This is a genomic window from Achromobacter veterisilvae, from assembly GCF_900496975.1.
GTDB classification, from domain to species: Bacteria; Pseudomonadota; Gammaproteobacteria; order Burkholderiales; family Burkholderiaceae_B; genus Achromobacter; species Achromobacter veterisilvae.
In genome coordinates this window covers 89,965-114,139 of the sequence record NZ_UFQC01000010.1, presented here as the reverse complement: position 1 = coordinate 114,139, position 24,175 = coordinate 89,965, and the positions used below count along the sequence as shown (strand labels likewise).

Annotated in this window: 24 protein-coding genes; 12 read left to right on the top strand and 12 right to left on the bottom strand. The window is 67.1% G+C overall.

Annotated features, from left to right (window positions below):
• Positions 1 to 381 (bottom strand): cupin domain-containing protein, encoded by a 381-nt coding sequence (locus AVE30378_RS11405; RefSeq protein ID WP_129240969.1) that lies wholly within the window; start codon positions 379 to 381, stop codon positions 1 to 3.
• A gap of 80 nt (positions 382 to 461) precedes the next feature.
• Between AVE30378_RS11405 and AVE30378_RS11400 the strand changes: the two genes are divergently transcribed.
• The 4 genes from AVE30378_RS11400 (at position 462) to AVE30378_RS11385 (ending at position 3,770) form a co-directional block, all read left to right on the top strand.
• Positions 462 to 701 carry an Arm DNA-binding domain-containing protein gene (locus AVE30378_RS11400; protein ID WP_129240968.1) on the top strand — a complete coding sequence of 80 codons (240 nt, stop codon included), beginning with the start codon at positions 462 to 464 and terminating at the stop codon, positions 699 to 701.
• Complete coding sequence (locus tag AVE30378_RS11395; RefSeq protein WP_129240967.1) at positions 698 to 1,243, top strand: ureidoglycolate lyase; 546 nt, start codon at positions 698 to 700, stop codon at positions 1,241 to 1,243. The genes AVE30378_RS11400 and AVE30378_RS11395 overlap by 4 nt, the downstream gene beginning before the upstream one ends.
• Positions 1,244 to 1,348: 105 nt before the next feature.
• Complete coding sequence (locus AVE30378_RS11390; RefSeq protein WP_129240966.1) at positions 1,349 to 2,836, top strand: DUF1254 domain-containing protein; 1,488 nt, start codon at positions 1,349 to 1,351, stop codon at positions 2,834 to 2,836.
• Positions 2,837 to 2,840: 4 nt separating this feature from the next.
• Positions 2,841 to 3,770: a LysR family transcriptional regulator gene (locus AVE30378_RS11385; RefSeq protein ID WP_129240965.1), complete on the top strand. Its 930-nt coding sequence runs from the start codon at positions 2,841 to 2,843 to the stop codon at positions 3,768 to 3,770.
• Here AVE30378_RS11385 and AVE30378_RS11380 read toward each other — a convergent pair whose 3' ends face one another.
• Genes AVE30378_RS11380 through kce form a run of 3 tightly spaced genes read right to left on the bottom strand, consistent with a single transcriptional unit; the run spans position 3,771 to position 6,778 of the window.
• Complete coding sequence (locus AVE30378_RS11380; RefSeq protein WP_129240964.1) at positions 3,771 to 4,589, bottom strand: SDR family oxidoreductase; 819 nt, start codon at positions 4,587 to 4,589, stop codon at positions 3,771 to 3,773. It lies immediately after the preceding gene.
• A 25-nt stretch (positions 4,590 to 4,614) separates the two neighbouring features.
• Positions 4,615 to 5,811 (bottom strand): ABC transporter substrate-binding protein, encoded by a 1,197-nt coding sequence (locus tag AVE30378_RS11375; RefSeq protein WP_129240963.1) that lies wholly within the window; start codon positions 5,809 to 5,811, stop codon positions 4,615 to 4,617.
• A gap of 31 nt (positions 5,812 to 5,842) precedes the next feature.
• On the bottom strand, positions 5,843 to 6,778 hold the full coding sequence (gene kce / locus AVE30378_RS11370) for a 3,5-dioxohexanoate:acetyl-CoA acetone transferase (RefSeq protein WP_129240962.1): 936 nt from the start codon (positions 6,776 to 6,778) through the stop codon (positions 5,843 to 5,845).
• A gap of 351 nt (positions 6,779 to 7,129) precedes the next feature.
• On the opposite strand from kce, the gene AVE30378_RS11365 reads away from it, so the two are divergent.
• The 4 genes from AVE30378_RS11365 to AVE30378_RS11350 all read left to right on the top strand — a co-directional run bounded on the left by AVE30378_RS11365 (position 7,130) and on the right by AVE30378_RS11350 (position 11,391).
• Complete coding sequence (locus AVE30378_RS11365; protein WP_129240961.1) at positions 7,130 to 8,641, top strand: xylulokinase; 1,512 nt, start codon at positions 7,130 to 7,132, stop codon at positions 8,639 to 8,641.
• A gap of 73 nt (positions 8,642 to 8,714) precedes the next feature.
• Positions 8,715 to 9,656, top strand: a complete 942-nt coding sequence (locus AVE30378_RS11360) for an ABC transporter permease (RefSeq protein WP_129240960.1) — start codon at positions 8,715 to 8,717, stop codon at positions 9,654 to 9,656.
• Between the two features lie 18 nt (positions 9,657 to 9,674).
• Positions 9,675 to 10,637 (top strand): sugar ABC transporter substrate-binding protein, encoded by a 963-nt coding sequence (locus AVE30378_RS11355; RefSeq protein WP_129240959.1) that lies wholly within the window; start codon positions 9,675 to 9,677, stop codon positions 10,635 to 10,637.
• Between the two features lie 13 nt (positions 10,638 to 10,650).
• Complete coding sequence (locus tag AVE30378_RS11350; protein ID WP_129240958.1) at positions 10,651 to 11,391, top strand: ATP-binding cassette domain-containing protein; 741 nt, start codon at positions 10,651 to 10,653, stop codon at positions 11,389 to 11,391.
• Between the two features lie 86 nt (positions 11,392 to 11,477).
• Here the strand turns inward: AVE30378_RS11350 and AVE30378_RS11345 are convergent, their stop codons facing one another.
• Positions 11,478 to 12,689 (bottom strand): FAD-dependent monooxygenase, encoded by a 1,212-nt coding sequence (locus AVE30378_RS11345; protein ID WP_129240957.1) that lies wholly within the window; start codon positions 12,687 to 12,689, stop codon positions 11,478 to 11,480.
• Positions 12,690 to 12,709: 20 nt separating this feature from the next.
• On the bottom strand, positions 12,710 to 13,684 hold the full coding sequence (locus tag AVE30378_RS11340) for a Bug family tripartite tricarboxylate transporter substrate binding protein (protein ID WP_244235022.1): 975 nt from the start codon (positions 13,682 to 13,684) through the stop codon (positions 12,710 to 12,712).
• 155 nt (positions 13,685 to 13,839) lie between these two features.
• On the opposite strand from AVE30378_RS11340, the gene AVE30378_RS11335 reads away from it, so the two are divergent.
• Positions 13,840 to 14,739, top strand: coding sequence for a LysR family transcriptional regulator (locus tag AVE30378_RS11335; protein ID WP_129240956.1), 900 nt, complete (start codon positions 13,840 to 13,842; stop codon positions 14,737 to 14,739).
• 83 nt (positions 14,740 to 14,822) lie between these two features.
• Here AVE30378_RS11335 and AVE30378_RS11330 read toward each other — a convergent pair whose 3' ends face one another.
• The gene (locus AVE30378_RS11330; RefSeq protein ID WP_129240955.1) at positions 14,823 to 15,104 is read right to left on the bottom strand and encodes a peptidylprolyl isomerase; all 282 of its coding nucleotides are present in this window, start codon (positions 15,102 to 15,104) and stop codon (positions 14,823 to 14,825) included.
• 193 nt (positions 15,105 to 15,297) lie between these two features.
• Between AVE30378_RS11330 and AVE30378_RS11325 the strand changes: the two genes are divergently transcribed.
• Positions 15,298 to 15,927, top strand: coding sequence for a glutathione S-transferase family protein (locus AVE30378_RS11325; RefSeq protein WP_129240954.1), 630 nt, complete (start codon positions 15,298 to 15,300; stop codon positions 15,925 to 15,927).
• Between the two features lie 4 nt (positions 15,928 to 15,931).
• On the opposite strand, the gene AVE30378_RS11320 is transcribed toward AVE30378_RS11325, so the two are convergent.
• Together AVE30378_RS11320 and AVE30378_RS11315 are read right to left on the bottom strand one after the other, a co-directional pair.
• Complete coding sequence (locus AVE30378_RS11320) at positions 15,932 to 17,377, bottom strand: M81 family metallopeptidase (protein WP_129240953.1); 1,446 nt, start codon at positions 17,375 to 17,377, stop codon at positions 15,932 to 15,934.
• Positions 17,378 to 17,388: 11 nt separating this feature from the next.
• Positions 17,389 to 18,366 carry a Bug family tripartite tricarboxylate transporter substrate binding protein gene (locus AVE30378_RS11315; RefSeq protein ID WP_129240952.1) on the bottom strand — a complete coding sequence of 326 codons (978 nt, stop codon included), beginning with the start codon at positions 18,364 to 18,366 and terminating at the stop codon, positions 17,389 to 17,391.
• 195 nt (positions 18,367 to 18,561) lie between these two features.
• Between AVE30378_RS11315 and AVE30378_RS11310 the strand changes: the two genes are divergently transcribed.
• Positions 18,562 to 19,491: a LysR family transcriptional regulator gene (locus tag AVE30378_RS11310; protein ID WP_129240951.1), complete on the top strand. Its 930-nt coding sequence runs from the start codon at positions 18,562 to 18,564 to the stop codon at positions 19,489 to 19,491.
• 19 nt (positions 19,492 to 19,510) lie between these two features.
• Here AVE30378_RS11310 and AVE30378_RS11305 read toward each other — a convergent pair whose 3' ends face one another.
• Both AVE30378_RS11305 and AVE30378_RS11300 read right to left on the bottom strand, forming a co-directional pair.
• Positions 19,511 to 20,434 carry a hypothetical protein gene (locus AVE30378_RS11305; RefSeq protein ID WP_129240950.1) on the bottom strand — a complete coding sequence of 308 codons (924 nt, stop codon included), beginning with the start codon at positions 20,432 to 20,434 and terminating at the stop codon, positions 19,511 to 19,513.
• Positions 20,435 to 20,738: 304 nt separating this feature from the next.
• Positions 20,739 to 21,755: an amino acid ABC transporter substrate-binding protein gene (locus AVE30378_RS11300; RefSeq protein WP_129240949.1), complete on the bottom strand. Its 1,017-nt coding sequence runs from the start codon at positions 21,753 to 21,755 to the stop codon at positions 20,739 to 20,741.
• 229 nt (positions 21,756 to 21,984) lie between these two features.
• Here AVE30378_RS11300 and AVE30378_RS11295 point away from each other — a divergent pair, with 229 nt between their 5' ends.
• Positions 21,985 to 23,115, top strand: a complete 1,131-nt coding sequence (locus tag AVE30378_RS11295; RefSeq protein ID WP_129240948.1) for an FUSC family protein — start codon at positions 21,985 to 21,987, stop codon at positions 23,113 to 23,115.
• 36 nt (positions 23,116 to 23,151) lie between these two features.
• Here AVE30378_RS11295 and AVE30378_RS11290 read toward each other — a convergent pair whose 3' ends face one another.
• Positions 23,152 to 24,135 carry a Bug family tripartite tricarboxylate transporter substrate binding protein gene (locus tag AVE30378_RS11290; protein ID WP_129240947.1) on the bottom strand — a complete coding sequence of 328 codons (984 nt, stop codon included), beginning with the start codon at positions 24,133 to 24,135 and terminating at the stop codon, positions 23,152 to 23,154.
• Positions 24,136 to 24,175 lie beyond the last annotated feature (40 nt).

Sequence of the window (24,175 nt, the reverse complement as noted above, 5' to 3'; positions counted from 1 at the left end):
TCAGAGCGGCCGGTGCCGCGTCCCCGCGCCCATGGTGACGTGCAGCATGCGACAGGGTTCGCGGACCCTGACCGTGTGCCATATGCCCTTGGGGATCACATAGGCATCGCCGGCCCGCAGCGTCACGTCCTGGATGCCGGTGGGCCATTCCAGCCGCAGCTCGGCCGCGCCCGACATCAGGCGGACGACCTCGTCGGCTTCCGGATGCATTTCCCATTGCGGCCAGTCCGAGGCGAACGTGTATTCGGACAGCAGCCAGCCGCGTCCGTAACGGTCCAGCTCATCGGGCGGCTGCGACCAGAACGCGTCTCCTCCTTCCACGGTGGTGCTGGCGCCCGAGGCGTCCAGCAGGACATAGTGCGATGACAGATCGGTGGCCATGATGCGCTTCCTTGGGTGAGGGGCGTCGGGCCAGTGTAAAGCGATATCATGTCGGTCATCGGCAATGACAGGAGAGGGCGATGCGCCAGGGATTCGACGGAGTGAGGCCCGCGTCCGAGTCTTCCATCGAGATCGGCTTCTTCCACGACGGGCGGCACTGCGTAGAGCGCATCCGGGCCAAGCCCACCGCCGCCAACCTCAAGCGCGCCGCCGAACGGCGGGCCGCCATCCTCGAGGCCATCGCGCGCGGCGAGTTCGACTACGAGGCCGAATTCCCGAAACGCGGCCGCGCGGCCAGGCCATCACAAGGTTCCGCATGACGAGCAACGAGCTGGAAATCAATGACCTGACGCCCGAGGCCTTCCGGGCCTACGGCTGGATGCTGGGCAAGCCCATGCCGGACGGCAATGGCGTGCCGCTGTATTCCAACCCAGCCACCGACTTCTGGCAGGAACACCTGTTCAATACCGGCGCGGGCGGCGACGCTGAACTGCTGTGGGTCAACTACCGCAGCCAGTCCGCGGAAATCGCCAGCCTGGAGAAGCACCTTCTGACCCAGCAGGCCATCGTGCCGCTGACGGGCGGGATCGTCCAGGTCGTGGCGCGCAGCGCGGCCGACGGCAGCCCCGACCTGTCCACCCTGGCGGCGTTCCGGGTGCCGCAGGGCCAGGGTGTCTGCATGCGGCCCGGCTGCTGGCACGCCACGCGCGTCGCCGGCCCGGAAGTCACCTGCCTGATGCTGACCCGCCGCTCCACCACCCTGGACCTGATCCAGCACCTGACCACCGACGCCGCCGCCAGCGAAAGCGCGATCGCGGCCATCCCCGAGCAGCGGCTGGAAGGCATGGACCAGGCGGCTTGAGCCGGCGCGGGCCGTTTCTTCTACATCGCCGGGAAATATGACAGAATCCCCCGGGGATTCACACGCAGCACGCGACGCCGCCCTCTTGAAGTGTTGGAGCATTGGATGCACAACCGTCAGATCCGCACCGGCTTTCCCCTTGCAACGTCTTGCGGCCCCCGTTGGCCGGCCGCGGCCCGGCTGGCCGCCATCGCGGCGCTGGCCGCCGGCCTGGCGGGATGCAGCTTCAATTCGCCCGATGCCGCCAGCGGTTCCCAATCGGTCGGGATCGAGGGCGTCACCGCGCAACAGGCGCGCGGCATCGCCCGCGAAGCGTATCTGTACGGCACGCCCATGGTCGCCAGCTACCAGACCATGTACGCCTTCAATATCGACAAGAACAATCCGCAGTACAAGGGCCCCTTCAATACCGTCAACAGCATCGCGCGCGTCTTCGGCCCCGAAGACACGGCCTTCGTCACGCCCAATTCCGACACCCCGTACTCGTTCGCGGTGCTGGACCTGCGCGCCGAGCCCGTCGTCATCACCGTGCCGCCGATGGAGCAACGCCGCTACTTCGTGCTGCAACTGATGGATCTGTACACCTACAACTTCGCCTATATCGGCAGCCGCGGCACCGGCAACGGCGGCGGCAGGTTCCTCGTCGCCGGCCCGCGCTGGAACGGCAAGGCGCCGCCCGGCATCACCAAGGTCTTCAGATCGGAAACCGAGCTGGTCAACATGGTGGGGCGCACCCAGCTCTTCAACGCCGCCGACCTCCCGAACGTCAAGCGCATCCAGTCGCGCTACCGGATCCAGACGCTGTCCGCCTTCCGCAAGCAGCGCGCGCCCGCGCCGGCGGCGGAAGTGGACTGGATACCCGCCGAGCCGCCCGCGCAGCTACGAAGTTCGCTGGAGTTCTACAACCAACTGGCCTTCCTGCTGCAATTCGCGCCCGCGCACCCGTCCGAGAGGTCGCTGCAGGAACGCTTTGCCAGCATCGGCATTCGGCCCGGCGAACCCTTCGATACCGAGAACATCAACCCCGCGCTGCGCCGCGCCTTGCAGGAAGGCATGCACGACGGCCAGAACGCTATCGACAGGAACCGCGAGGCCCTGGACGGCAAGACCGACGCGCTGTACGGGGACCGCGGCACGCTGAAGAACGACTACCTGGCGCGCGCCACCGGCACGCAGGTCGGCATCGGCGCCAACAGCCGCGAAGAGGCCCTGTATCCTGTGCTGGAAAAGGACGGCAACGGCCAGCCCCTGGATGGCAGGAACAAGTACACCCTGCGCTTCGCCCCGCGCGGCCTGCCGCCCGTCAACGCGTTCTGGTCCATGACCGTGTACCGGCTGCCCGATCAGCAACTGGCGGCCAACCCCATCAAGCGTTACCTGATCAACTCGTCCATGCTGCCGTCCCTGAAGCGGGACGCGGACGGCGGGGTGACGATCCACATCCAGGCGGAGTCGCCGGGCAAGTCCAGGGAATCCAATTGGCTGCCCGCGCCGCAAGGCCCGTTCATGGTGGCGTTGCGGTACTACTGGCCGAAGCCCGCGCTGCTGGACGGCAAATGGGTGTCGCCGGAGATCGGGCGGGTGGCAAGATAGCGGCATGAAGCGCAACTTCAACATCCACGACCTCCGTATTTTCTACACGGTGGTCATGACCGGCTCCACCCGGCAGGCCGCGCAAGTCATGCACCTGACGCAGCCGGCGATCAGCCACGCCATTTCGCGCCTGGAAGGCGCCACCGGCGTGCAGTTGTTCGATCGTTCCCACAAGACCCTGCGGCCGACGGAGGCCGGTCAGTACCTCTACAGCGAAGCGAAGTTCGTGCTGGACGAACTGGTCCGCATCGACGAGGCGCTGCACAGCATCGAACAGTTCGGCGGCCGCGGCCTGCGGATCGCCTCGTCGCCGGCGCTGGCGCTGGGCTACGCGCCTGACGCCGTGCGGCGCTATCTGGATGCGAACGGCACGCGGCCGTTCTCCATCGACATCGAATCGTCCGTGCAGGCGATCAGCGCCGTCGAGACCATGCGCGCGGACTTCGGCCTCAGCGCCGTGAGCCGCGAGAGCCCGCGCCTGAACTTCATGCCCTTCCTGCGCGCCTACGTCATGGCCATCGCGCACCGCGAGCATCCCCTCGCGGGCCGGGACGTGATCGCGGTCGGCGACATCCCGCCCGAAACCTACGTCAAGCCGCTGTGGTCCGACTACGTCGTCGCGCAGGGAAACATCGCGGATTCGCTGATCCTGCGCTCCGGCATGCGCGCGCACATGTCCCTGCTGCCAGGAACCGTCCGGGCCGTGAAGGGCATCAGCCTGGTGAACGCGCTGTCCGCCTGGGACATCGCGGCCGCCTATCCCGATCTGGTGGTGCGGCCGCTGGCCTCCCGGCAGTGGTACGACTTCCTGCTCATCGCTCGCCGGGAAGCGCAGAACCAGGACCTGGCCGAACGCCTGCTGGACGCGCTGCGCGCCACCGCCGATGAGCGCCGCAACGGCGTCTACGCGCAGACCATCGAACTGCTGGGCTGACTAGTCCGCCGGCGGCTGCCAGGGCAGGGATTGCAGGTCGCCGTCGATGCTGATCGCCTGCCCGCTGACCATCGCCCCGAACGGGCTGGCCAGGAACAGCGCCATGTTGGCGATGTCCGCGGCGCGCACGAACTGCCGCAGGCTGACGCCGGACAGCTCCAGCCGGGTTTCTTCTTCGACCGTCAGCCCCATGTTCTTCGCCCGCGCCTCGATCACCCGTTCGATCCGCGGCCCCGCCACCAGCCCCGGCAGCAGCGCATTGACGCGGATGCCGTAGCCGCCCAGCTCCACCGCGAGCGACCGCGTCAGCCCCACCACGCCCCATTTGGTCGCGGCGTAGGGCGTGCGCATCGGCACGCCCATGCGGCCCGCCACCGAGCTGATGTTGATGATGCTGCCGCCGCCGGCCGCGCGCAGCGCCGGCAGCGCGTGCCGCACCGTGTGGAACTGCGAGGCCAGGTTGATGTCCAGCGTGGCGTCCAGTTCCTGCGGCGCGATGTCGGCAATGCCGGCTGTCGGGCCGGCGATGCCGGCGTTGTTCACCAGCACGTCCAGGCCGCCCAGGTGCGCCAGCGCTTCCTGCATATAGCGGTCGACTTCCTCGCGCCGGCTCACGTCGGCCCGCGCCCGCGGATGGGGGCAGGCAGCCAGGGCCTGTTCATCCACGTCGCAGACGTGCACCCGGGCGCCGCGTTCGGCGAACGCGGCGGCGATCGCCGCGCCGATGCCGGCCGCGCCCGCGGTCACGATGACGCGCTTGCCGGACAGGTCCACGGGCAGCGCGGAGATATCGCCCGGGACGTGGCTCTTGATGGTCATGCGGATTCCTTCTCGTGTTGCGGGATCAGGGCTTCATCAGGCGGCAGGTCGATTCCTGGGGCGAGGTATAGACCTGGTCGCCGGGCACGCGCGCCACCAGCTTGTAATAGTCCCACGGCGCCTTGGATTCCGACGGCGCCTTCACCTGCATCAGGAACATGTCGTGCACCATCAGCCCGTCGGCGCGGATCTTGCCGTCCTTGGCGAAGAAGTCGTTCACCGGATTCGCCTTCAGCCACTTCATGATCGTATCGCCATCGGTGCTGTTGGTGGCGGCGACCGCCTTCAGGTAGGTCGCCGTCGCGGAATAGTCCCCCGCCTGCAGCATCGACGGTTTTTTCTTCATGCGTTCTTCGAAACGCGCCGCCCATTGCCGCGAGGGTTCGTCCTGGTCCCAGTACCAGGCCGTCGTCAGGTACATGCCCTGGGCGGCCTGCAGGCCCAGCGCGTGGACGTCCGTAATCAGCACCAGCAGGCCGGCGATCTTCATCTTCGGCGTCAGCCCGAATTCGGCGGCGGCCTTCACCGCGTTGCTGGTGTCGCTGGCCGAATTCGCCAGGCCCAGCACCGAAGCGCCCGATGCCTGCGCCTGCAGGATGAACGACGAGAAATCGGCCGCGTTCAGCGGATGGCGGACCCGTCCCTTCACGTTGCCGCCGTCGGCCTGCACCACCGCCGACGCATCGCGCTCCAGCGCGTGGCCGAACGCATGGTCCACCGTCAGGAAGTACCAGTCCTTGTTTCCTTCCTTCATCATGGCCCGCGCCGTGCCGCGGGCGAGAGAAACCGTGTCGTACACGTAATGCACGGTATAGGGCGTGCACTGCGCGTTCGTCAGTTCCGAGGCCCCGGCGCTCACCACGAAGAACGGCGTCTTCTTTTCTTCGGCCACTTTCGCCATCGCCAGCGCCGCCGCGGAGTTCGCGCCCGCGATCAGCATGTTCACGCCTTTCTGGTCGAGCCATTCCCGGGCGCGCGACGAGGCGATGTCGGCGCGGTTCTGGTGGTCGGCCACCAGAACCTCCACCTTCTTGCCGGCCACCGTACCGCCCAGGTCGGCCACCGCCATCTTGATCGCCTCCGCGCCGCCCGGGCCGTCCGCGTCCGCGGACAGGCCCGACATGTCGGTGATGAAACCGATGCGGATCACCTCGTCGGCCTGCGCCGCGCCGGCCATGCCGAACAGGGCGGCCAAGGCGGCCGCGCACAATGTCTTTTTCATGTCTAGTCTCCCCTCTGGATGGAATCGTTCGTCAGAACGCGACGTTGTCGCGGCCCTTGAGTTGCAGCGTTTCGCGCGCTTCATCGGGCGTGGCGATCCGCAGCGACAGATCTTCCAGGATCCGCCGGATCCGGCGCACCTGGTCGGCATTCGACCGCGCCAGTTCGCCAGGCCCGTCCCACAGCGAATCCTCCAGCCCCACGCGGACGTTCCCGCCCATGGTCGCGGCCATCGTCGCCAGCGGCGTCTGCTTGCGCCCGGCGGCCAGCACCGACCAGATGTAGTCGTCCCCGAACAGCCGGTCGGCCGTCCGCTTCATCATCGCCACGTCTTCGGGATGCGTGCCGATCCCGCCGCGTATGCCGAACACCGACTGGATCAGGAAGGGCGGTTTCAGCAGCTTGCGGTCCACGAAATGCGCCGCCGTGTACAGATGCCCGATGTCGTAGCACTCGATCTCGAAGCGCGTGCCGTTGTCGCCGCAAGCCGTCAGGATGTGCTCGATGTCCTTGAACGTGTTCTTGAAGATCAGGTCGCTGCTGCCTTCGAGATAGGGGCGCTCCCAGGCGTGCTTGAATTCCTTGAAGCGTTCGAGCAGCTCGTACATGCCGAAATTCATGGACCCCATGTTCAGGGATGCCACTTCCGGCTTGAACCGCAGCGCCGGCGCCATGCGGTCGGCCAGGGGCAGCACCGGCGAGCCGCCCGTCGTGATGTTGATCACCACGTCCGAGGCCTGCTTGATGCGCGGCAGGAATTGCGCGTACAGGGCAGGGTCCTGGGTGGGCTGCCCGGTGTCCGGCTTGCGCGCATGCAAGTGCACGATGGCGGCGCCGGCCTCGGCGGCGTCCAGCGCGGACCGGGCGATGTCGTCGGGCGTGACGGGCAGGTGGGGCGACATCGACGGCGTGTGGACCGAGCCGGTGATCGCGCAGGTGATGATGACCTTGTTCCTGGATTTTTTCATGGGCCTTGGGCGCGCGCGCCGCGCACGCGGTTCAGTGGATTCTTGTGGCCCCGGCTGTCTCCTCCGGGCGTGGCCCATTCTGTCGCAGGCCTCCGGCCCCTGTCACCTGAACAGAAATAATCAATTGATAGGGTTTCCGGTGCTGCGGTGCAGCGTAAAACCGCCGTCCGCGCGGGATTCCGGCCGCCGGCCCGGCGTGGCTGCAATACAATCTTCATAGGTCGAAACGCGGTTTCGACGACCTGACCGGATTACGCGGAACGCGCCCCTCATGCTTCATCGTCCGACTTCCCGCCCGCTGCGGGCCATGCCGCCCGCGCGCAGCCAGACTTCCCATTGCAGGACGCCGTCATGAGCCATGTACTGGCGGTGGATCTGGGCGGCACGCGTTTCCGCGCCGCGCTGGTGGACGGCGGAGGCGGGATCGTCCATGCCTGCCACATCGACAGTCCGGCCGGTATCGCGGACCGGCCCGGCTGGGACGAGATCGACCCCGATGCCTGGTGGCGCGGCCTGCAATCCCTGTCCGACACCCTGGCCGCGCGGGCCGGCGCCGCATTCGGCGCGGTCGAGGCCATCGCGATCTGCGGCGTCACGCGCACGCAGGTATTCATCGACGCGCAGGGCGCGGCCATCCGGCCCGCCATCACCTGGCGCGACACCCGCGCGGCCGCGGACGTGGGAGCATGGCTCTCGCCCATGCCGGCCTCGCATCCCGAGTGCGGCCAGATCAATGCCTTCCATCCCTGGGCCCGCGTGGCCTGGCTGCTGCGCGCCGAACCGCAGCATGCGGCGCGGGTGCGCGCGGTGCTGGAACCCAAGGATTACCTGAACTTCCGCCTGACCGGGCGGGTGGCCAGCGACACGGTGTCCATGGCCCGGCTGGCCGCGGCCGCGGCGGCCCCGGCGCAAGGGCCCGACCTGCTCACCGCCGTGGGCGCCGATCCGGCCTGGGTGCCGCCCCTGCTCGATCCGCTGGCGGTCGTCGGGCCGGTGCAGGCCGGCTTGCCGGGCTCCCTGGCGCGCCTGGCGGGGCGTCCCGTGGTGGCCTGCGCCAACGACACCTGGGCCGCCGTGGCGGGCCTGGGCGCCTTGCGGCCGGGCTATGCCTACAACATCTCGGGCACCACCGAAGTCTTCGGCGCCGTGGGCGCCGAGCCGGTCCAGGCGCAGGGCCTGATGACCGTGGACTGGGGCGGCGGCCATCACCAGATCGGCGGGCCGGGCCAGAACGGCGCGGACACCGTCGCCTGGCTGCTGCCCTTGCTGGGCCGCCTGGGCGATGAAGGCATGGCCGGCGTCGGCGAGGCCATGGACGCCCTGCTGGACGCGCCGCGCGATCCGCAGCCGGCGCTGTTCCTGCCCTACCTGCAGGGCGAGCGCGTGCCGTACTGGGATCCGCACCTGCGCGGGGCCTTCCTGGGCCTGAACCGGCGCCATGGTCCGGGGGACCTGGCCTGGGCCGTGCTGGAAGGCGTGGCCTTCCTGAACCGCATCGTGCTGGAACGGGCCGAGGCCGCCCTGGGCGGCCCCGTGGGGGAAATCCGCTTCGGCGGCGGCGCGGCGTCCAACGCGCAGTGGTGCCAGGTCAAGGCCGATATCTGCGAGCGGCCCCTGGTCATCGGGCAGGCCGAACAGCCGGGCGTGCTGGGCGCGGCGGTGGCGGCATGGACGGGACTGGGCCGGTACGACAGCTTCGCGGCCGCCCAGGACCGGCTGGTGCGCGTGGCGCAGCGCTACGAGCCCCAGCCCGACCGGGCCCGCGCCTACCGCCGCATGTACGCGCAGTTCCGCGCCGCCGAAGCCGCGCTGGCTCCAGTGTCGCGGGCCCTGGCGGGCATCAGCATGCAGCCGCGGGTATAAACTACGACGCCATCGATGCCGGGCACGGGCCCGGCATCCGCACCATAATCAAAACGCAGCAAGGGTTGAGTCGATGCGCGGCATCCTGGAAAAATACGGCACGGCAATCGCGGGACTGGTCCTGGTCGGATTCTTCGCGTTGGCCGCGCCGAATTTCGCGGCGCCCAACAACCTCTTGAACATCGCCAAGGAAACCAGTTTCCTGGCCATCATCGCGCTGGGCTTCACGCTGGCGCTGGTGACCGCCGAACTGGACCTGTCGGTCGCCGACGTGGCCAGCCTGGCCGCCGTCGTCACCGGCGCCCTGGTCCATACCGGCCAGCCTGTGCTGCTTGCCATCGGAGCGGGCCTGGGCGTGGGGCTGCTTTGCGGCCTGGCCAACGGCGTCGCCGTGACGCGGCTGCGGGTGCCTTCCCTGATCGCCACCCTGGGCATGGCCGCCATGGCGCGCGGCTTCGCTTTCATGCTGACCGACGGCGTGTCCTACGTGGGCCGCTGGCCCGCCGCCTTCACCGACCTGGCCCGCGGCAAGCCCTTCGGCATCCCCGCCCTGGTGCTGTGGATGCTGGGCGCCGTGCTGTTGGCCTTTTTCCTGGTCAAGTGGACCCGCACCGGCGCCCGCATGACCGCCACCGGCGAGGCCGGCGAATCCGCCCGCCTGGCCGGCATCGACATCCGCGCCATGAAGAGCATCGGCCTGGCCCTGTCCGGCCTGTGCGCGGGCCTGGCGGCCGTCCTGCTCACCGCCAGCCTGTCGTCCGCCGCGCCCAACATGGCCGGCGATTACTTCCTGTACGCGATCGCCGCCGTGCTGCTGGGCATGACCATGTTCAATCCCGGCCACGCCAACATCCCTGGCACGCTCGTCGCGGCGCTGATCCTGAAGGTGCTGGGCAACGGCCTGGTCCTGATGGGCGCGCCGTACTACGTGCAGGACATCGTGCTGGGCTTCATCATCATCGCGTCCGTCGCGGTGTCATCGGCCGTGCTGAAGAAAGCGGCCTTCAAATTCTGACCGGAAGGGGAAACCACCATGCGTAAATCCTTGACGCGCACCCTGGCGCTTGCCGCGTTCGCCGCGCAGGCGCTGGCCGCCAGCGCCGCCGCCCACGCCTTCGACGTGGGCATCGTCGCGTTCCAGATGTCTTCGGAAACCCACGCCCGCGTCGCCAACGCCGCGGCCGGCGCCGCTCGCGAAAAGGGCTGGACCGTCACCCAGTTGAACGCCGAAGGGTCCTTGCCCAAGCTGGCCGAGCAACTCGACACCCTGGTCAACAAGAAGGTCGACGCCATCGTCATCGCCATGGGCAAGCCCGTGGAAACCGACGCCCAGCTCCAGGCCGCGAAGGAAAAGGGCATCCCCGTGGTCGGCGTCATGTCCGGCGCCAGCCCGCACATGCTGTTCGACGTCGAGGTCAATGAATACGCCACCGGCGCCCAGTCGGTCCTGTACCTGCTGGGCAAGATGGGCTACCAGGGCAACATCCTGTCCGCCCGCTTCGACGGCAACTCCGGCACGCGCATCCGCGGCAAGATGCTGGACGCCGTCCTGACCGAGAACACGGCCGTTAAGGACCTGGCCAAGTTCAGCATGGCCCGCACCCAGAGCTGGCGCGACGACGTGCGCAACGGCATGCAGGCGCTGTTCCTGCGCCACCAGGGCCAGTTCAAGGGCGTCTGGGCCTCGTTCGACGGCCAGGCCTACGTCATCGACGACCTGCTCCAGGCCCAGGGCCTGAAGAAGGGCGACATCACCCTGGTGTCCGTCGACGGCGGCCCCGAAACGTATCGCCGCATCGCGGATCCGGCCAGCCTCATCACCGCCACCATGATGATTCCGTTCGAACAACTGGGCGCCACCGCCGTCGACGCCATCGACCGCATCGTCGTCAAGAAGGAGCCCAGGGAGAACGTCGCCGCCGGCCCCTACCTCTTCATGGATTCCGTGCTGGTCGACGCCTCCAACGTCCAGAAATTCCTGCAACCCGCCAAGTAAGAGTCCAGCCGCCATGTCCGCCGCGTTGTCGCTACGCCAGATCAGGAAATCCTACGGCGCCGTCGAGGCCTTGAAAGGCATAGACCTGGACGTGCCGCAAGGCAAGGTCATGGCCATCTGCGGCGACAACGGCGCGGGCAAGTCCACGCTGATCCGCATCGTCTCCGGCGCGCAGGAACCCAGCGGCGGCGAACTCAGCCTGGACGGCACGAAGGTGGTGTTCGCTTCGCCCCATGACGCGCTGGTGCAGGGCATCGCCACCATCTACCAGGACCTGGCGCTGGCCCCGCGCCTGTCCATCTGGGAAAACATCTTCATGGGCGCCGAACTGGTGCGCCGCGTGGGCCCGTTCAGCGTGCTGGACAAGCGCCGCATGGCGCAGGATGCGCGCGGCTACCTGCAGCGCCTGTCCGTGCCCATCGACGACATGGAACGCCCCGTCGAGCGCATGTCCGGCGGACAGCGCCAGGCCGTCGCCATCGCCCGCGCGCTGCGCTGGGATGCCCGCGTCGTCATCATGGACGAACCCACCGCCGCGCTGGGCGTCAAGGAAACCGCGCTGGTGCTGAACCTGGTGCGCAAGCTGCGCGACGAAGGCCGCACCGTCATCCTCATCAGCCACAACATGGCGGACGTGGTCGCGCTGGCCGACCGCGTGGCGATCCTGAAGAGCGGCATGAAGGTCATCGAACGCGACGTGGCCGGGCTGGACGCGGATGCGCTGGCGCATATGGTGATGACGGGCAGGGAGTGATGCGGCTTCTTGCCGCAGGGCCCAAAAATAAAAAAGCCGCTGCCAGGGAGAGCCCGGCGGCGGCATTATTCTAAAAACAAGCGGAATCAGACCGGCGCTTCGTCCGCGTTGTAGCTGAAGAGCCACTCGTAGCGTTCACGCACACGGGTTTCGTTCCACTCGCGGTCTACATATTCGGCCGCGCCTTCCGCGTGCTCCAGCGCCGGATTGTGGAAGCGCCGCGCGTTTTCGGCCGAACCGCGCACCACTCGCGATGCCCGCTCCACGCGCGCGGCTTCGTAGTGTCTGAAGGCCTGCGGAATATCGCCGGGCCGCGATTCCAGCGCGCGAGCGAGCACATAGCCGTCCTCGATCGCCATCGCCGCGCCGGAGGCCAGCGTGGGCAGCGTCGGATGGCAGGCGTCGCCCAGCAGCGTTACCCGGCCCTGCGACCATACCGGCAGTGGCTCGCGCAGCATCAGAGCCCACTTGTAGGGTTCGTCCAACGCATGGATCAGCGTCTGCACATCCTCATGCCAGCCCTGGAAGTCCCGGGCGCATTCCTCCACGCTGCCTCGCTCGGTCCAGGATTCCACCTGCCAATCGTCGCGCTCCAGAATGCCCACGAAGTTCACCAGCTTGCCCTGCCGCAACGGGTAGTGGATCACGTGCGCGCCAGGCCCGACCCAGTTGCAGGCGTAGGGCTCGCGCAGATGCGCCGGCAGCTTCTCGGCCGGGATGACGCCGCGCCAGGCAACCGTGCCGGAGAACGTTGCGGCGTCCGCGCCGAATAGCGCCGCGCGTACCCGGGAATGCACGCCGTCGGCCCCGATCAGCGCCGTGCCATCTATGCGCTTGCCCGATTCCAGCGTCACTGTGACGCCGCTTTCGTGCTGGGTGAATTCCGCAACGCGCGCGCCCAGCGTGATGGCCTCGGGATCATTGGCCATCACAGCGCGCGCGAGGATCTGATGCAGATCGGCGCGGTAAATCGTCAGGTACGGATAGCCGTAGCGGGCAACCGATTCCGCGCCCAGATCGAACAGCGGCCAGGTCCGTCCGCTGGACCACAGCCGGATGCGCTTGCCAGCCGTGGGGCGGGCGACTTCCATCAACGCGTCCTCCAGGCCCAACTGGTAGAGCACGCGGTTCGCGTTGGCGCTGAGCTGGATGCCGGCGCCGACTTCGCGCAGCACCTGCGCCTGCTCCAGCACGCGCACGCGCAGGCCGCGCCGCTGCAGGGCCAGCGCGGCGGTCAACCCGCCGAGGCCTGCGCCGGCGATTAGGAACAGGGGATCGGACGTCGATGTGTGAGACATATTGCTGCGTCGGAAGAAGGTTAGTCCGGCTTGATGCCGGCTTGTTTGACGACCAGGGACCACTTGTCCAGGTCGGTGCGGATCGACTGCGCGAACTGCTCGGGCGTATCGCCCACAGGTTCGAGGCCGAGGTCGGCGAGTTGGCGCTTGACCTCGGGATCGCGAGCCGCGGCGCCCAGCGCTTTGGTCAGCCGCTCGATAACCGGCTGCGGCGTATTGGCGGGGGCCATCAGGCCGAACCAGGAATACGCTTCAAAGGGCTTGCCCAGCACTTCGGCAACCGTGGGGACATCGGGCAATTGCGGGTAGCGCTGAGCGCCGGTGACCGCGTAGGCGCGCAACTTTTGCGCCGCGATCTGCGGATACAGCAGCGTCACCGTGTCGAACAGCAGATCCACCTGGCCGCCCAGAACATCGCTCAGCGCCGGCGCGCCGCCGCGATACGGGATGTGCAGGATTTCCACGCCCGCGCTGCGGTCGAACAGTTCTGCGGTCAGATGGCCGACTGAACCGGTGCCGGCCGACGCCACCGTCAGCGGCTGGCGCCGCGAGAGATCGAGCAGTGCCTTCAGGTCCGGGCTGGGCAGGGCGGGGCGACTCACCAGAATGAGGGGGCCTCGCACCGCCATCCCGATCGGGGTAAAGGAAGCAATCGGGTCATAGTCCAGCTTAGGGTAGAGCGCCGGCGCAACCACCATGCTGCTGGTGCCGCCCCATAGCAAGGTGTAGCCATCGGGCTGCTCGCGCGTGACCGAAGTGGTGCCTACGGAACCGCCCGCGCCCGCGCGGTTTTCCACGATGACGGGCTGACCAAGCTGCTCGGCCATTGTCTTGCTGAACAGGCGCGCGCTCGTATCGGTCGGACCGCCCGGCGGGAAGGGCACCACCAGCCGGATGGGCTTTTCGGGGAAGGCCGCCAGCGCGGCGGACATGGGGGCAACGGCCGCGCATGCAATGGCGAACGCCGCGGCGATTCGCGGGGAAAGTCGGAACAAGTTCGTCTCCTGAAGGGAACTGCGCTTATTGTTTTGAGCCATCTCAATCGGAAGGCAACGCATTGATCTATTGCAACCTAAACGGATAAACAAGTAAAACTACGCTATTTTGTTCATTAACAACTTTTGATTGTTAATACCTTGCAGGTCCGTACATGAATTTCTCTCTACGCCAGTTGCGCGGATTTCTGGCTGTTGCCGAACACGCGAGCTTCACCAAAGCCGCGGCCCAGTTGCACGTGACGCAGGCTGGGTTAAGCGCGATGGTGCGTGAATTCGAGCAGACGGTCGGGTGCCGGCTGTTCGAGCGCAGTACCCGTGCGGTGCTGCTTACCGACGCGGGCCGCACGCTGCTGCCCGTCGCACAGCGCACGGTCGACGAATTGGTGGAAACGATGCGCCAGTTGGCCGCGGCCAACAAGCCGCGGGCGCGCGTGCTTCGGGTCGGCGTCACGCCGCTCATCGCCAGCAGCATCTTGCCGCAGGTGCTTCGGGCCTATGCCGAGGCGCAGCCGGAATGGCGCGTCGAAGTGGCCGACATGGACCGTGGCCTGATCCAGCAGGGAGTGGAGGACGGCACCCTGGACGCCGGATTTGGCGCCTTCTTCCAGAAGACCGCCGGCATGCGCAGGCGCGGGCTGTTTCCCGCTGAACTGGTACTAGCCCAGCCGGCGACGCTGGCCCCCAAAACGCGCCGGGCTCCGTTGTCGTGGCAGCGGCTGGATCCCGCCAGCCTCATCGTGCTGCCGCCGAGCAACCCCATCCAGCAACTGATAGACCGGCACGTCCCGAGCATGCCCGACGCCGCGCAGTCCACTGCGCGTCGTGTCTATAGCCATCTGGAAACGTTGCTGGCCATGGTCGAGGCCGGCCTGGGCCAGGCTGTGGTGCCCTCGTTTGCCGCGCTGACGGGTACGCGCTGGCGCGTGACCCTCCGTGACCTGACGCCGCGCGTGGCCCTGGATTACGCCATCGTTACCCGCAGCGGGCGTCGCGACAGCGCGGGCCTGAACGCCTTCGCGGATTGCCTGCGCGCGGCGGCGCAGCCCGCCTGAAGTCGCAATCCGAAGGCGGAAGCAAATGAAAAGGCCGCCGCCAGATCTTCTGGCGGCGGCCTGTTTGCTGGAATCCGAGAGACTCAGTCCTTGCGGCTGGTCACTTCGACCAGGTGGTAGCCGAATTGGGTCTTCACCGGGCCCTGGACCACGCCGACCGGGGCGCTGAACACCACGGTGTCGAATTCCTTGACCATCTGGCCGGGGCCGAACGAGCCCAGGTTGCCGCCGTCGCGGCTGGACGGGCAACTGGAGTTTTCCTTGGCCAGTTGGGCGAAGTCGGCGCCGTTCTCGATGGCGGTCTTGAGTTCGTTGGCCTTGTCTTCGGTGGAGACGAGGATGTGGCGGGCGGAGGCTTGTGCCATGAGGAGGCTCCTTGCGGGAAATGATAGGGGAGGGGAGAGTAACGCATTTGGGCGCACTCGCACTCCGCCATCATAAACGGGCGGCGAAGGACCGCCGCGACGTTTCGTTACACGGTTGCGGACGCGCGCAGGCACGCCTGGCCGCCGCAATGCAAAATAGGCATCCCTACCCAGACAGTCAGGACCGCCTCCGATGACGGATTCATCTTCAGCAGGAAAGCCTCGGCTCTTTTACTCCGAGGGATCGCCCTATGCCCGCATCTGCCGCATGGCGTTGCGCGAAAGAGGGCTGGCGCAGGCCGTGGACGAGGCGGTCACCACGCTGCGCGACCCCGCCGCCGCGGTGTTGCCCTACAACCCCGTCGGCCGCGTGCCCGCGCTCGCGCTGCCGGACGGCACGACTCTTACCGAGACCACGCTGATCCTGGGCTGGCTGGACGGCCATGGCGGCCGGCCGGGCATGATGCCCGCCAGCGCCTCGGGCCAGGCCGCGTACGGGCGCGTGCTGGGCCTGCTCGACGGCGTCGCAGTCTGGAACCGCGAGCTGCGTCGGCCGGCATCCGAACGCAGCCCTTCCGTCATTGCGCTGGAGCTTGGCCGGGCGAACCGGGTCGCCGATGTGCTGGAATCCCAGGCCGCGCAAGGTGCATTCTCGACGGTCGATGCGGGATTCCTCGCGCTGGCCGCGGTGCTGGGATACGCGGAGCGCCGGCACACCGTCTGGAAGTGGCGCGAAGGCCGGCCGTTCCTGGATCAGTGGTTCGCCCAGGCTTCCGGCCGCGCCGCTTTTTGCGAAACCCTGCCGCCGCCGAGCGGCATCTGACTGTTCAGGCGTCCATCGGCCACTTGGGCCGCCGCACGCGCCGATAAGGCAGGGCGCGCAGATCGAGCGCCACCGAACCCGGCGCGTCGGCGTAGACGATGTGCCGGGCCACCTGTGAAAACGCCGCGTGGAAGTGCTGCGCGGACTTGACCACGATCAGCGCCTTTTCCTCCAGCCGGCAGCCTAGCTGGGTGAAGACGTCGGTATGCAGCGCCTGCGCGCGCACCGTGATCAGCACGATCTCGATGCCGTCGGCCTCCACCAGCGCGGCATTGCCCACCGCGGCCGGCGAGCCGGACAGCCCCGTCATGATCATGCCCGGGACCAGGCTTTTCACAATGCAAACCAGATCAAGGGGCGCGCCCGACAGGGGCCCGATCTTGCCGCCGATGCGCAGCGGCAAGCGCGCGCCCACCCCGGCGCTGAAGGCGATGCGCACGGCGACGGGGTCCCACAGCGGCCCCACCGCCACGTTGCCGATCCCGCGTTCGCGCAGGCGGCGCAGCATGAAGGTGGAGTCGCCCGCGCCGCCGCCGCCGGGATTGTCGGCCGCGTCCGCGATCACCACCGGCGCCGCGCCGCAGGCAAGCGCCTGGTCGATGGCCTGGTCCGCATCCGGGTAGACGGGGGTGAGGCGTTCGCGCAGGCCGATCAGTTCGTCGGCGAGGCGGCGGGCGAGGGCTTGCGCGGCCCGCGCGTCGCCGTCCGCGTACACCAGCAGTTTGGTGCCCATATCGGGCACGTCGCCCCAGGGGAAGCCGTGCACCACCGAGATGGAAAGGATCCCGTCCTTGTCCTCAAGTGCGCTCAGTCTGTCGATATAGCTTCTGGCCGGTTCTTGTGGAGTCCGGATGGTCACGGCCATCTCGCAGTCCACCACCGCGGCCACCGGGCAAATGCGCCCTTCGGCCTGGGCCGCGCAGAAGTCCACCAGCTCCAGCGCGCGCTCGCGGATATCGGTGTGGGGGTATTCCTTGTAGGCCACCAGGATGTCGGCGTTCGCCACCATGGCGTCGGACAGATGGCAGTGCGGGTCCAGTTCGGCGCCCACCACCACGCCTCGACCCACGATCCCGCGCACGCGGGCCAGCAGGTCGCCCTCGCAATCCTCGTAGCCGTCGGCCACCATCGCGCCGTGCAGGCCCAGCACCACCATGTCGACGGGCAGCGCCTGGCGCAGGTCGCGCAGCAGTTCATCGCGCAGCGATTCATAGGCATGGCGGGTCGTGATGCCGCTGGGCTGCGCGCCCGCGGCCATGCCTTCGATCACTTCCCAGCCATGCTGCGCGCCACGCTGGCGCGCGGCCCACAGCGGTCCGCTGAAAATCGTCATCTCCGGCGGATGGGTGCCGGCGGGGAAATAGCCCCGATCGGCAAAGTCATCCCGCGACGTGGGCAATGGGGCGAAGGTGTTGGTCTCCGTCGCCAGCGAACCGGTAAAAACGCGCATGATACGAAAGCCTAGTCAGCGGTGGCGCCGGAGGCCTTGACCACTTCGCCATATTTGGCGATTTCCGAGGCCACGTGCTTGCGCAGTTCTTCCGGCGTGCCGCCGCCCGGCGTCGCCACCATGCCGGCGAGTTTCTCCTGGGTGTCCTTCTCTTCCAGGATCGCGTTGACTTCCTTGTTCAGCTTGTCCACGATGCCGGCCGGCGTGCCGGCGGGCACGAACAGGGCGTACCAGGACGTCATCTCATAGCCCTTGACGCCGCTCGCGTCTATCGTCGGGATCTCCGGCGCGAAGGGCTGCGGGCTGGCGCTGGTGACGCCCAGCGCGCGCAGCTTGTCGCCCTTGATGAGGGGCATGACGGACGGGGCGGTGTCGAACATCACCTGGATCCGGCCGGCCATCAGGTCCGTGAGGGCCGGCGCGCTGCCTTTGTATTGGACGTGTTCCATTTCCACGCCCGCCATCATCTTGAACAGTTCGGCCGACAGGCGCGTCGACGAACCCGCGCCCGACGACGCGAAGAAAATGCCCTTGGGATTCGCCTTGGCATAGCCGATGAACTCCTGCACCGACTTCGCCGGCACGGTGTTGTTCACCACCATGATGTTGGGAAAGCGCGTCAGCAGCGCCACCGGCTCGAAATCCTTCTGGAAGTCGAAGGGCAGATCCTTGTACAGCGACACGTTGATGGTGCTGGCGTTCGAGCCCAGCAGGATGGTGTAGCCGTCATTGGGCGATCGTGCCACCGTGGCGGCCGCGATGTTGCTGGCCGCGCCCGGGCGGTTCTCCACCACGAAGGTCTGGCCCAGCTTCTCCGACAGGCGCCCGGCCACCAGCCTGGCCACGGCATCGGAAGAGCCGCCCGGCGCGTAGCCGACCACGATCTTGACGGGCTTGGACGGATACGCGGCTTCTTGCGAGGCAAACGCGGCCTGTTGACAGAACACGCTCAGGGTGGCGGCTGCCAGGAGGGAAGCGATAGGTTTCATGCTTGTAGGCTCGAAAAGGCGTGACCTCGCATTGCCGTCGATGATGGCGTCCAGCCTCGACCGCAACCGAGCGGATTGGAAAGTAAGCGCATTATTCGCAATCGTCGGCCTGTGAATCAATGTAAGCTCACGGAAATTTTGTTGCCTTAAAGGCAACGATTTCCGGAAATCGTAGAAAACGAAAAGGAAAGAGACATGGTCGGCGGCCTGAGCGCGCGGCGCTTGCAGTATTTCTTCGAAGCGGTCACCACCGGCTCGGTGCGCGGCGCCGCCGAACGCCTGGGAGTCGAGCCGTCCATCGTCAGCCGGCAGATCCAATTGCTGGAGAAAGAACTGGGCGTGGCGCTGCTGGAACGCAAAGGCCGCGGCATCGTGCCCACCGACATGGCGGCCATCGTGATGGACCATTGCCGCGACCGCCAGGCCAGCGAGCAGGCCCTGCGGGCCCGGCTGGACGAAGCCAACGGCCTGCAGCGCGGCGACGTCCAGATCGTCGCCAGCGAAGGCTTTGTCGATCTCCTGATGAGCGGTGTCGTGGACGCCTTCTGCCGCGAACATCCGGGCATCCGCGTATCGCTGCGCGTGGCCGGGGCTTCCGACGCGGTGCGCGCCGTGGTCCACGACGATGCGCACATCGGCGTCGTGCTCGGCGCGCCCGCGGACCTCGCCATCCGCGTGGTCGACGCCCGCACGCATCCCGTGTGCGTGATCGCCTGGCCGGACCATCCGCTGGCGCGCCAGCGCAAGCGGCCGGCGCTCAAGGACGTGGCGCGCTATCCGGTCGCGCTGATGGCACCCGGCTTCGGCTTGCGCCAATTGATCGAAATGGCGGAGCTGTCGGAAAACATCGTCCTGGCCCCCGGCTTCATCGCCAACTCGGTCGTCACGCTGAAACGCTACGTCGAATCCCGCCTGGGCCTGACCTTCATTTCGGCGAACTCCGTCGTCAAGGAAGTCGCCCGCGGCGAACTGGTGGCGCTGCGCACCACCAACCCCATTTTCGAAGCCGCGCAGACACGCCTGCTGGTCAGGGCCAACCGGCCCCTGACGGGCGCCGTGCGCGGCATGCTGGAACGGATCCAGGCGTCGCCGCTGTTCCACGCCGGCAGGCAGCAAGGGGCGTAGAAGTAGGCAATGGCCTTGCCTAGCTCCTGGGGGGATAGGTGCCGAGCACCTTTTCGATCATCTTGCCGAACTCCTTACCCACCTTCCGGTAGCCCTTGGGAGTGAGGTGGATCTCGTTGATCCAATCGCCGGACTCTCCCTTTTCTCCGGGTTTCGCGGGCTTAATCCCGCCCATCGACGCGGAATCGAAGACGTGCAGCTTTGGGATGGCGTTTGGCGATCCGCTGCCCTGGTCCAGCGACAGCATGAACAGGCGCAATTGTTCAAACAAGTGGTCGCAGACCGGTTGCCAGAAGTCGGGCGGAACGCCGTAATTGTTGAACGCGGGATAGAGCCAGCCCTTGTCCCTGGGCAGCACGCCCGACGGACGCACCGTGGGTTTCGCGTAGGTATGGACAAAAATTGGGCGTCCCCGGTTCTTCCCCTGGTCGCGACGGCCTGCCATGGCCTGGAAATTCTGCAAAAGATAGCGCGTCAATGTCGCCCAACCCGCCGTGCTGACATAGCGTTCCGGGCCTGTCAGGGTGGAGCTTGCGGTTTCGTCCGGGCGCAGCAATATCCGCTTTTCGGCAGGCGTCGGCTTTCCTTCACTGTCTGTAAGCGGCGTGGCCGTCGCGTCGATGAAGTCGTTTCCACCCGCGGAAAGCAGAATGGCGTCCCATTTGTGCTCGAACCGCGGCAGATAAAGCAGCCTGTTGAACGTGCTTCGCTCCACGCTTTCGACCATGTGCTTGAGCGTGTCGCCCGGGTAGGCGCAGTTGAGGATCTGCGTGCGGATGGAAAGGCCCAGCTCGAACAGAAGGTTGCTCAGTCTCGACCCTTTCAGGGTGCCGAGCGTGTACCAGGAATCGCCTTCGGCGAGGAACCGGCGCCCTCCGGACAGGACCGGCGGCGGGTATTCATTCATCGTGTCGGCGGGATGGACCTGCGGTCGAGTTGCCATGACGCCTCCGTGGATCGACGGCCGATGGCCGGCGATCATGAATGGCCGTCGCGGGAGGCGACAGGCTTAGCAGGAGGATAGGAAGCGGGGAATGCGGCGTCGACTCTGCATAAGGATGAGAGCGTCATGCCGGAGGAGGAGGGCCGGATCTCATCCTGGGCGCGATTCGCCACGAAAAATACCCCCCGCGCCGCGCACGCTACGCGCGCTTGTTGCCCCAAGGGGGCGCTTTTGTCTTGGGGCGGCCCGGCTGCAAAAAAAGGGCAGGCCTTTCGGCGCTGCCCTTACGGATTTGTGGGCGGCTTCAGCGCACCGGCCACCCATACATCAGCCCGCCATCCCGGTACGACGCGTTCAGGCCGCGGGGCAGCTTCAGCGGGCTGCTCGGGCCCAGGTTCTTTTCGAAGCTTTCACCATAGTTGCCGATGGTCTTGATGACGTTGTAGGCCCACTTGTCATCGACGCCCAGGTTCTTGCCCATGCCCGGCGTCACGCCCAGCAGGCGCTGCACGTTCGGGTTGGTGCTCTTCAGCATTTCATCGACGTTCTTGGAAGTGATGCCGTATTCCTCGGCTTCCAGCATGGCGAACATGGTCCAGCGGACCACGTTGAACCATTGTTCGTCTCCCTGGCGCACCATGGGGCCCAGCGGTTCCTTCGAGAAGTTCTCCGGAAGAATGTCGTACTTCTCCGGATTCTCCAGATTGCTGCGGGCGGCGGCCAGTTGCGACTTGTCGCCGGTGAACGCGTCGCAGCGGCCGACGGCGAAGGCGCGGATGATCTCGTCCAGGCGCTCGACGACCACGGGCTTGAACACGATGTTCTGCGAGCGGAACCAGTCCGCCAGGTTCAGCTCCGTGGTGGTGCCGGGCTGGACGCAGACCGTGGCGCCGTCCAGTTCCTTGGCGCTTTTGACGTTCAGGGACTTGTTCACCATGATGCCCTGGCTGTCGTAGTAGTTCACGCCCACGCCGATCAGGCCCAGGGTGGTGTCGCGCGTGAGCGAAAGCGTCGTGTTGCGGGGAAGCACGTCGACCTCGCCGGATTGCAGGGCGGTGAAGCGCTGCAGCGCGCTGACGGCCATGATCTTGGCCTTGGAGGCGTCGCCGAACAGGGTGACGGCCAGCGCGCGGCACAGGTCCACGTCCAGGCCGATCCAGCCGCCCTTGCTGTCGTTCACCGAAAACCCGGCGACGCCGGTGGATACGCCGCACTGGACGAAGCCCTTGCTCTTGACGCTATCGAAAGTCACGCCCGCGCTGGCGGTCCACGACGAGATGAATAACGCGGTGCCTGCCGCAACAAGTTTCAGTGCCTTCATGATGTCTCCGCGCGGTCGGCGCAATGCAATGGTGTGTCCGTCAGCCGGTAGGCCTAGGGTGCGCGGAATGGTAGCCATCGGCCCGGGGTGGGAATATCAGGGAATTCCCGTTAAATTCGCCCATCGGAATTTACCCGGCGCGTCGGGCGAGATTGCCCGACGCGGAGGGATCGCCCATACTGGACCGACCCTCACCGCCGGTGGACGGGGTTGCCGGCAAGGTTGAATCATGAAAAGACAAGACGATCCGGAAAACGGTGGCGGCGGCCATGGGCCCTGGTTTTCGTTCGCCTCGGCCAGGGAGCGGCTGCAGGCGGTGTGGCGCGACCTGATCCGCGTCAATGCCAGCGACCGGCGCTGGGAAATGCCCTTGGCCGCGGCGCTTTCGTCCGGCCTGCCCCTGATGGTGGGCGCCTATTTCGGCCGCATGGACTACGGATTGATGTCCAGCCTGGGCGGCATGGTGTTCCTGAGCCTGCCCAATTCCTCGCTGCAGCATCGGATGATGATGCTGCTGGCGGCGTCCTTCGGCATGGTCGCCTGCTATGCCGTGGGTGCGCTGACCCAGTTCTGGCCCGCCGCGATGATCGTCGCGCTTACCTTGATCGCCATGGTGGTGAACATGGTCTGCCGATGCTACCGGCTGGGTCCGCCGGGCAGCCTGTTCTTCATCATGGCGACGGCGATCGCGGCCTACACGCCCGGGCGCGTGGAGGACGTTCCCCTGCGCGTGGGCATGGTGGCGTTGGGCTGTCTGGTCGCATGTCTGGTCGCTTTCGTGTATTCCCTGCACATGACGCGGGTGGCGCCGCCGCCGCCGGAAGCCGAACTGCCCAAGCCCACCTTCGATTTCGTGGTTTACGACTCCGTGATCATCGGCCTGTTCGTGGGCGTTTCCCTGCTGGTGGCCGAACTGCTGCAACTGCCGCGGCCCTACTGGGTGCCGGTCAGTTGCCTGGCGATCATCCAGGGGGCGAGCTTGCGGGCCGCCTGGAGCCGGCAGATGCACCGCATCCTGGGAACCGCCGTGGGATTGTGCGTGGCATGGGCGCTGCTCAGCCTGCCGCTGAACGTGTGGACCTTGAGCCTGGTGATGATGGCGCTGTCGTTCGGGATAGAAACGCTGGTGGTGCGCCACTACGCCAGCGCCGTGGTGCTGATCACGCCGCTGACGATCTTCCTCGCCGAAGCGCCCCATCTGGGGCAGGGCTATCCCGCGGCCGTCATCGAGGCGCGGTTCCTGGATACGGTGATCGGCGCCTTCATCGGCGCGCTGGGCGCCGTGCTGCTGCACAACCAGCGCATCCGGCCTCTTCTTTCGCGGTGGATGCGCGCGGTGCTGCCCAGGCGGGTGAACTGACGCCGTGGCGATGCGCCGACCGCGCGTCCGTTTTCCTCAATGCGCCGACACGCCCCCGATCTTCTTGATCAGCGCCGCCCATTTGGCGACGTCTTCGCGCAGGTAGGCGTTGTAGTGATCGGGATCGTCGGCCACGACCGTGCCGCCCTGTTGCAGTATTTTGTCCTGGAAGGCCTGGTCGGCGGCGGCCTCTTTGATGACGGCGTATAGCTGGTCGACGATGGGGCGGGGCGTGCCGGCCGGCGCGAGCAGGCCGAACATGGTGCCGATCTCGATATCCAGGCCTTGTTCGGCGAAGGTGGCGACGTCGGGCAGCACGGCCAGCCGGTCCTTGCTGGCAACGCCCAGGGCTTTCATCTGGCCCGCCGACAGCATGCCCTGCGCCGAAATGTAGGTGGTGAAGGTCATTTGCACCTGACCGGAGAGGACGTCGGTCAGCGCCGGGGCGGCGCCGGTATAGGGGACGTGCACGATGTCCAGGTTGGCCGCCTGTTTGAACATTTCCCCGGCCAGGTGGGGGGCGCCGCCGGCGCCGCTGCTGGAGAAATTGAGTTCGCCGGGATGCGCGCGGCCGTAGTCGATGAGCTTCTTGAGGCTATTGTCGGCGAATCCGGCCTTGGTCACCAGCATCATGGGCGCGAACGCGACCATGGTGACGCCGGTGAAGTTCTTGATCGGGTCGTAGGGCGTCTGGGGAATGACGGCCGGATTCAGCGTGAGATTGGTGCTGGTGAAGAGCAGCGTGTAGCCGTCGGGCGCGGCCCGCGCCACGATGTCGGCGCCGATGTTGCCGCTGGCGCCCGCCCGGTTTTCGACGATCACGGGCTGTTTGAGCGCCTTCGTCAGCCGTTCGGCGGTGGTGCGCGCCAGGATATCGGTGCTGCCGCCCGGCGCCCACGGAACGACCAGCCGGATGGGCTTGGATGGATAGGCCGCGGCGGCCCCGGCGGCTTGGGGAACGGCTAGACCGCATAGGGATACCGCGATGGCGTAGAGGACGCCGCGCAGACGCTGCTTCATTCCTGTCTCCTGATTGTCGGTGTTGTCCGCGCATTCTTGC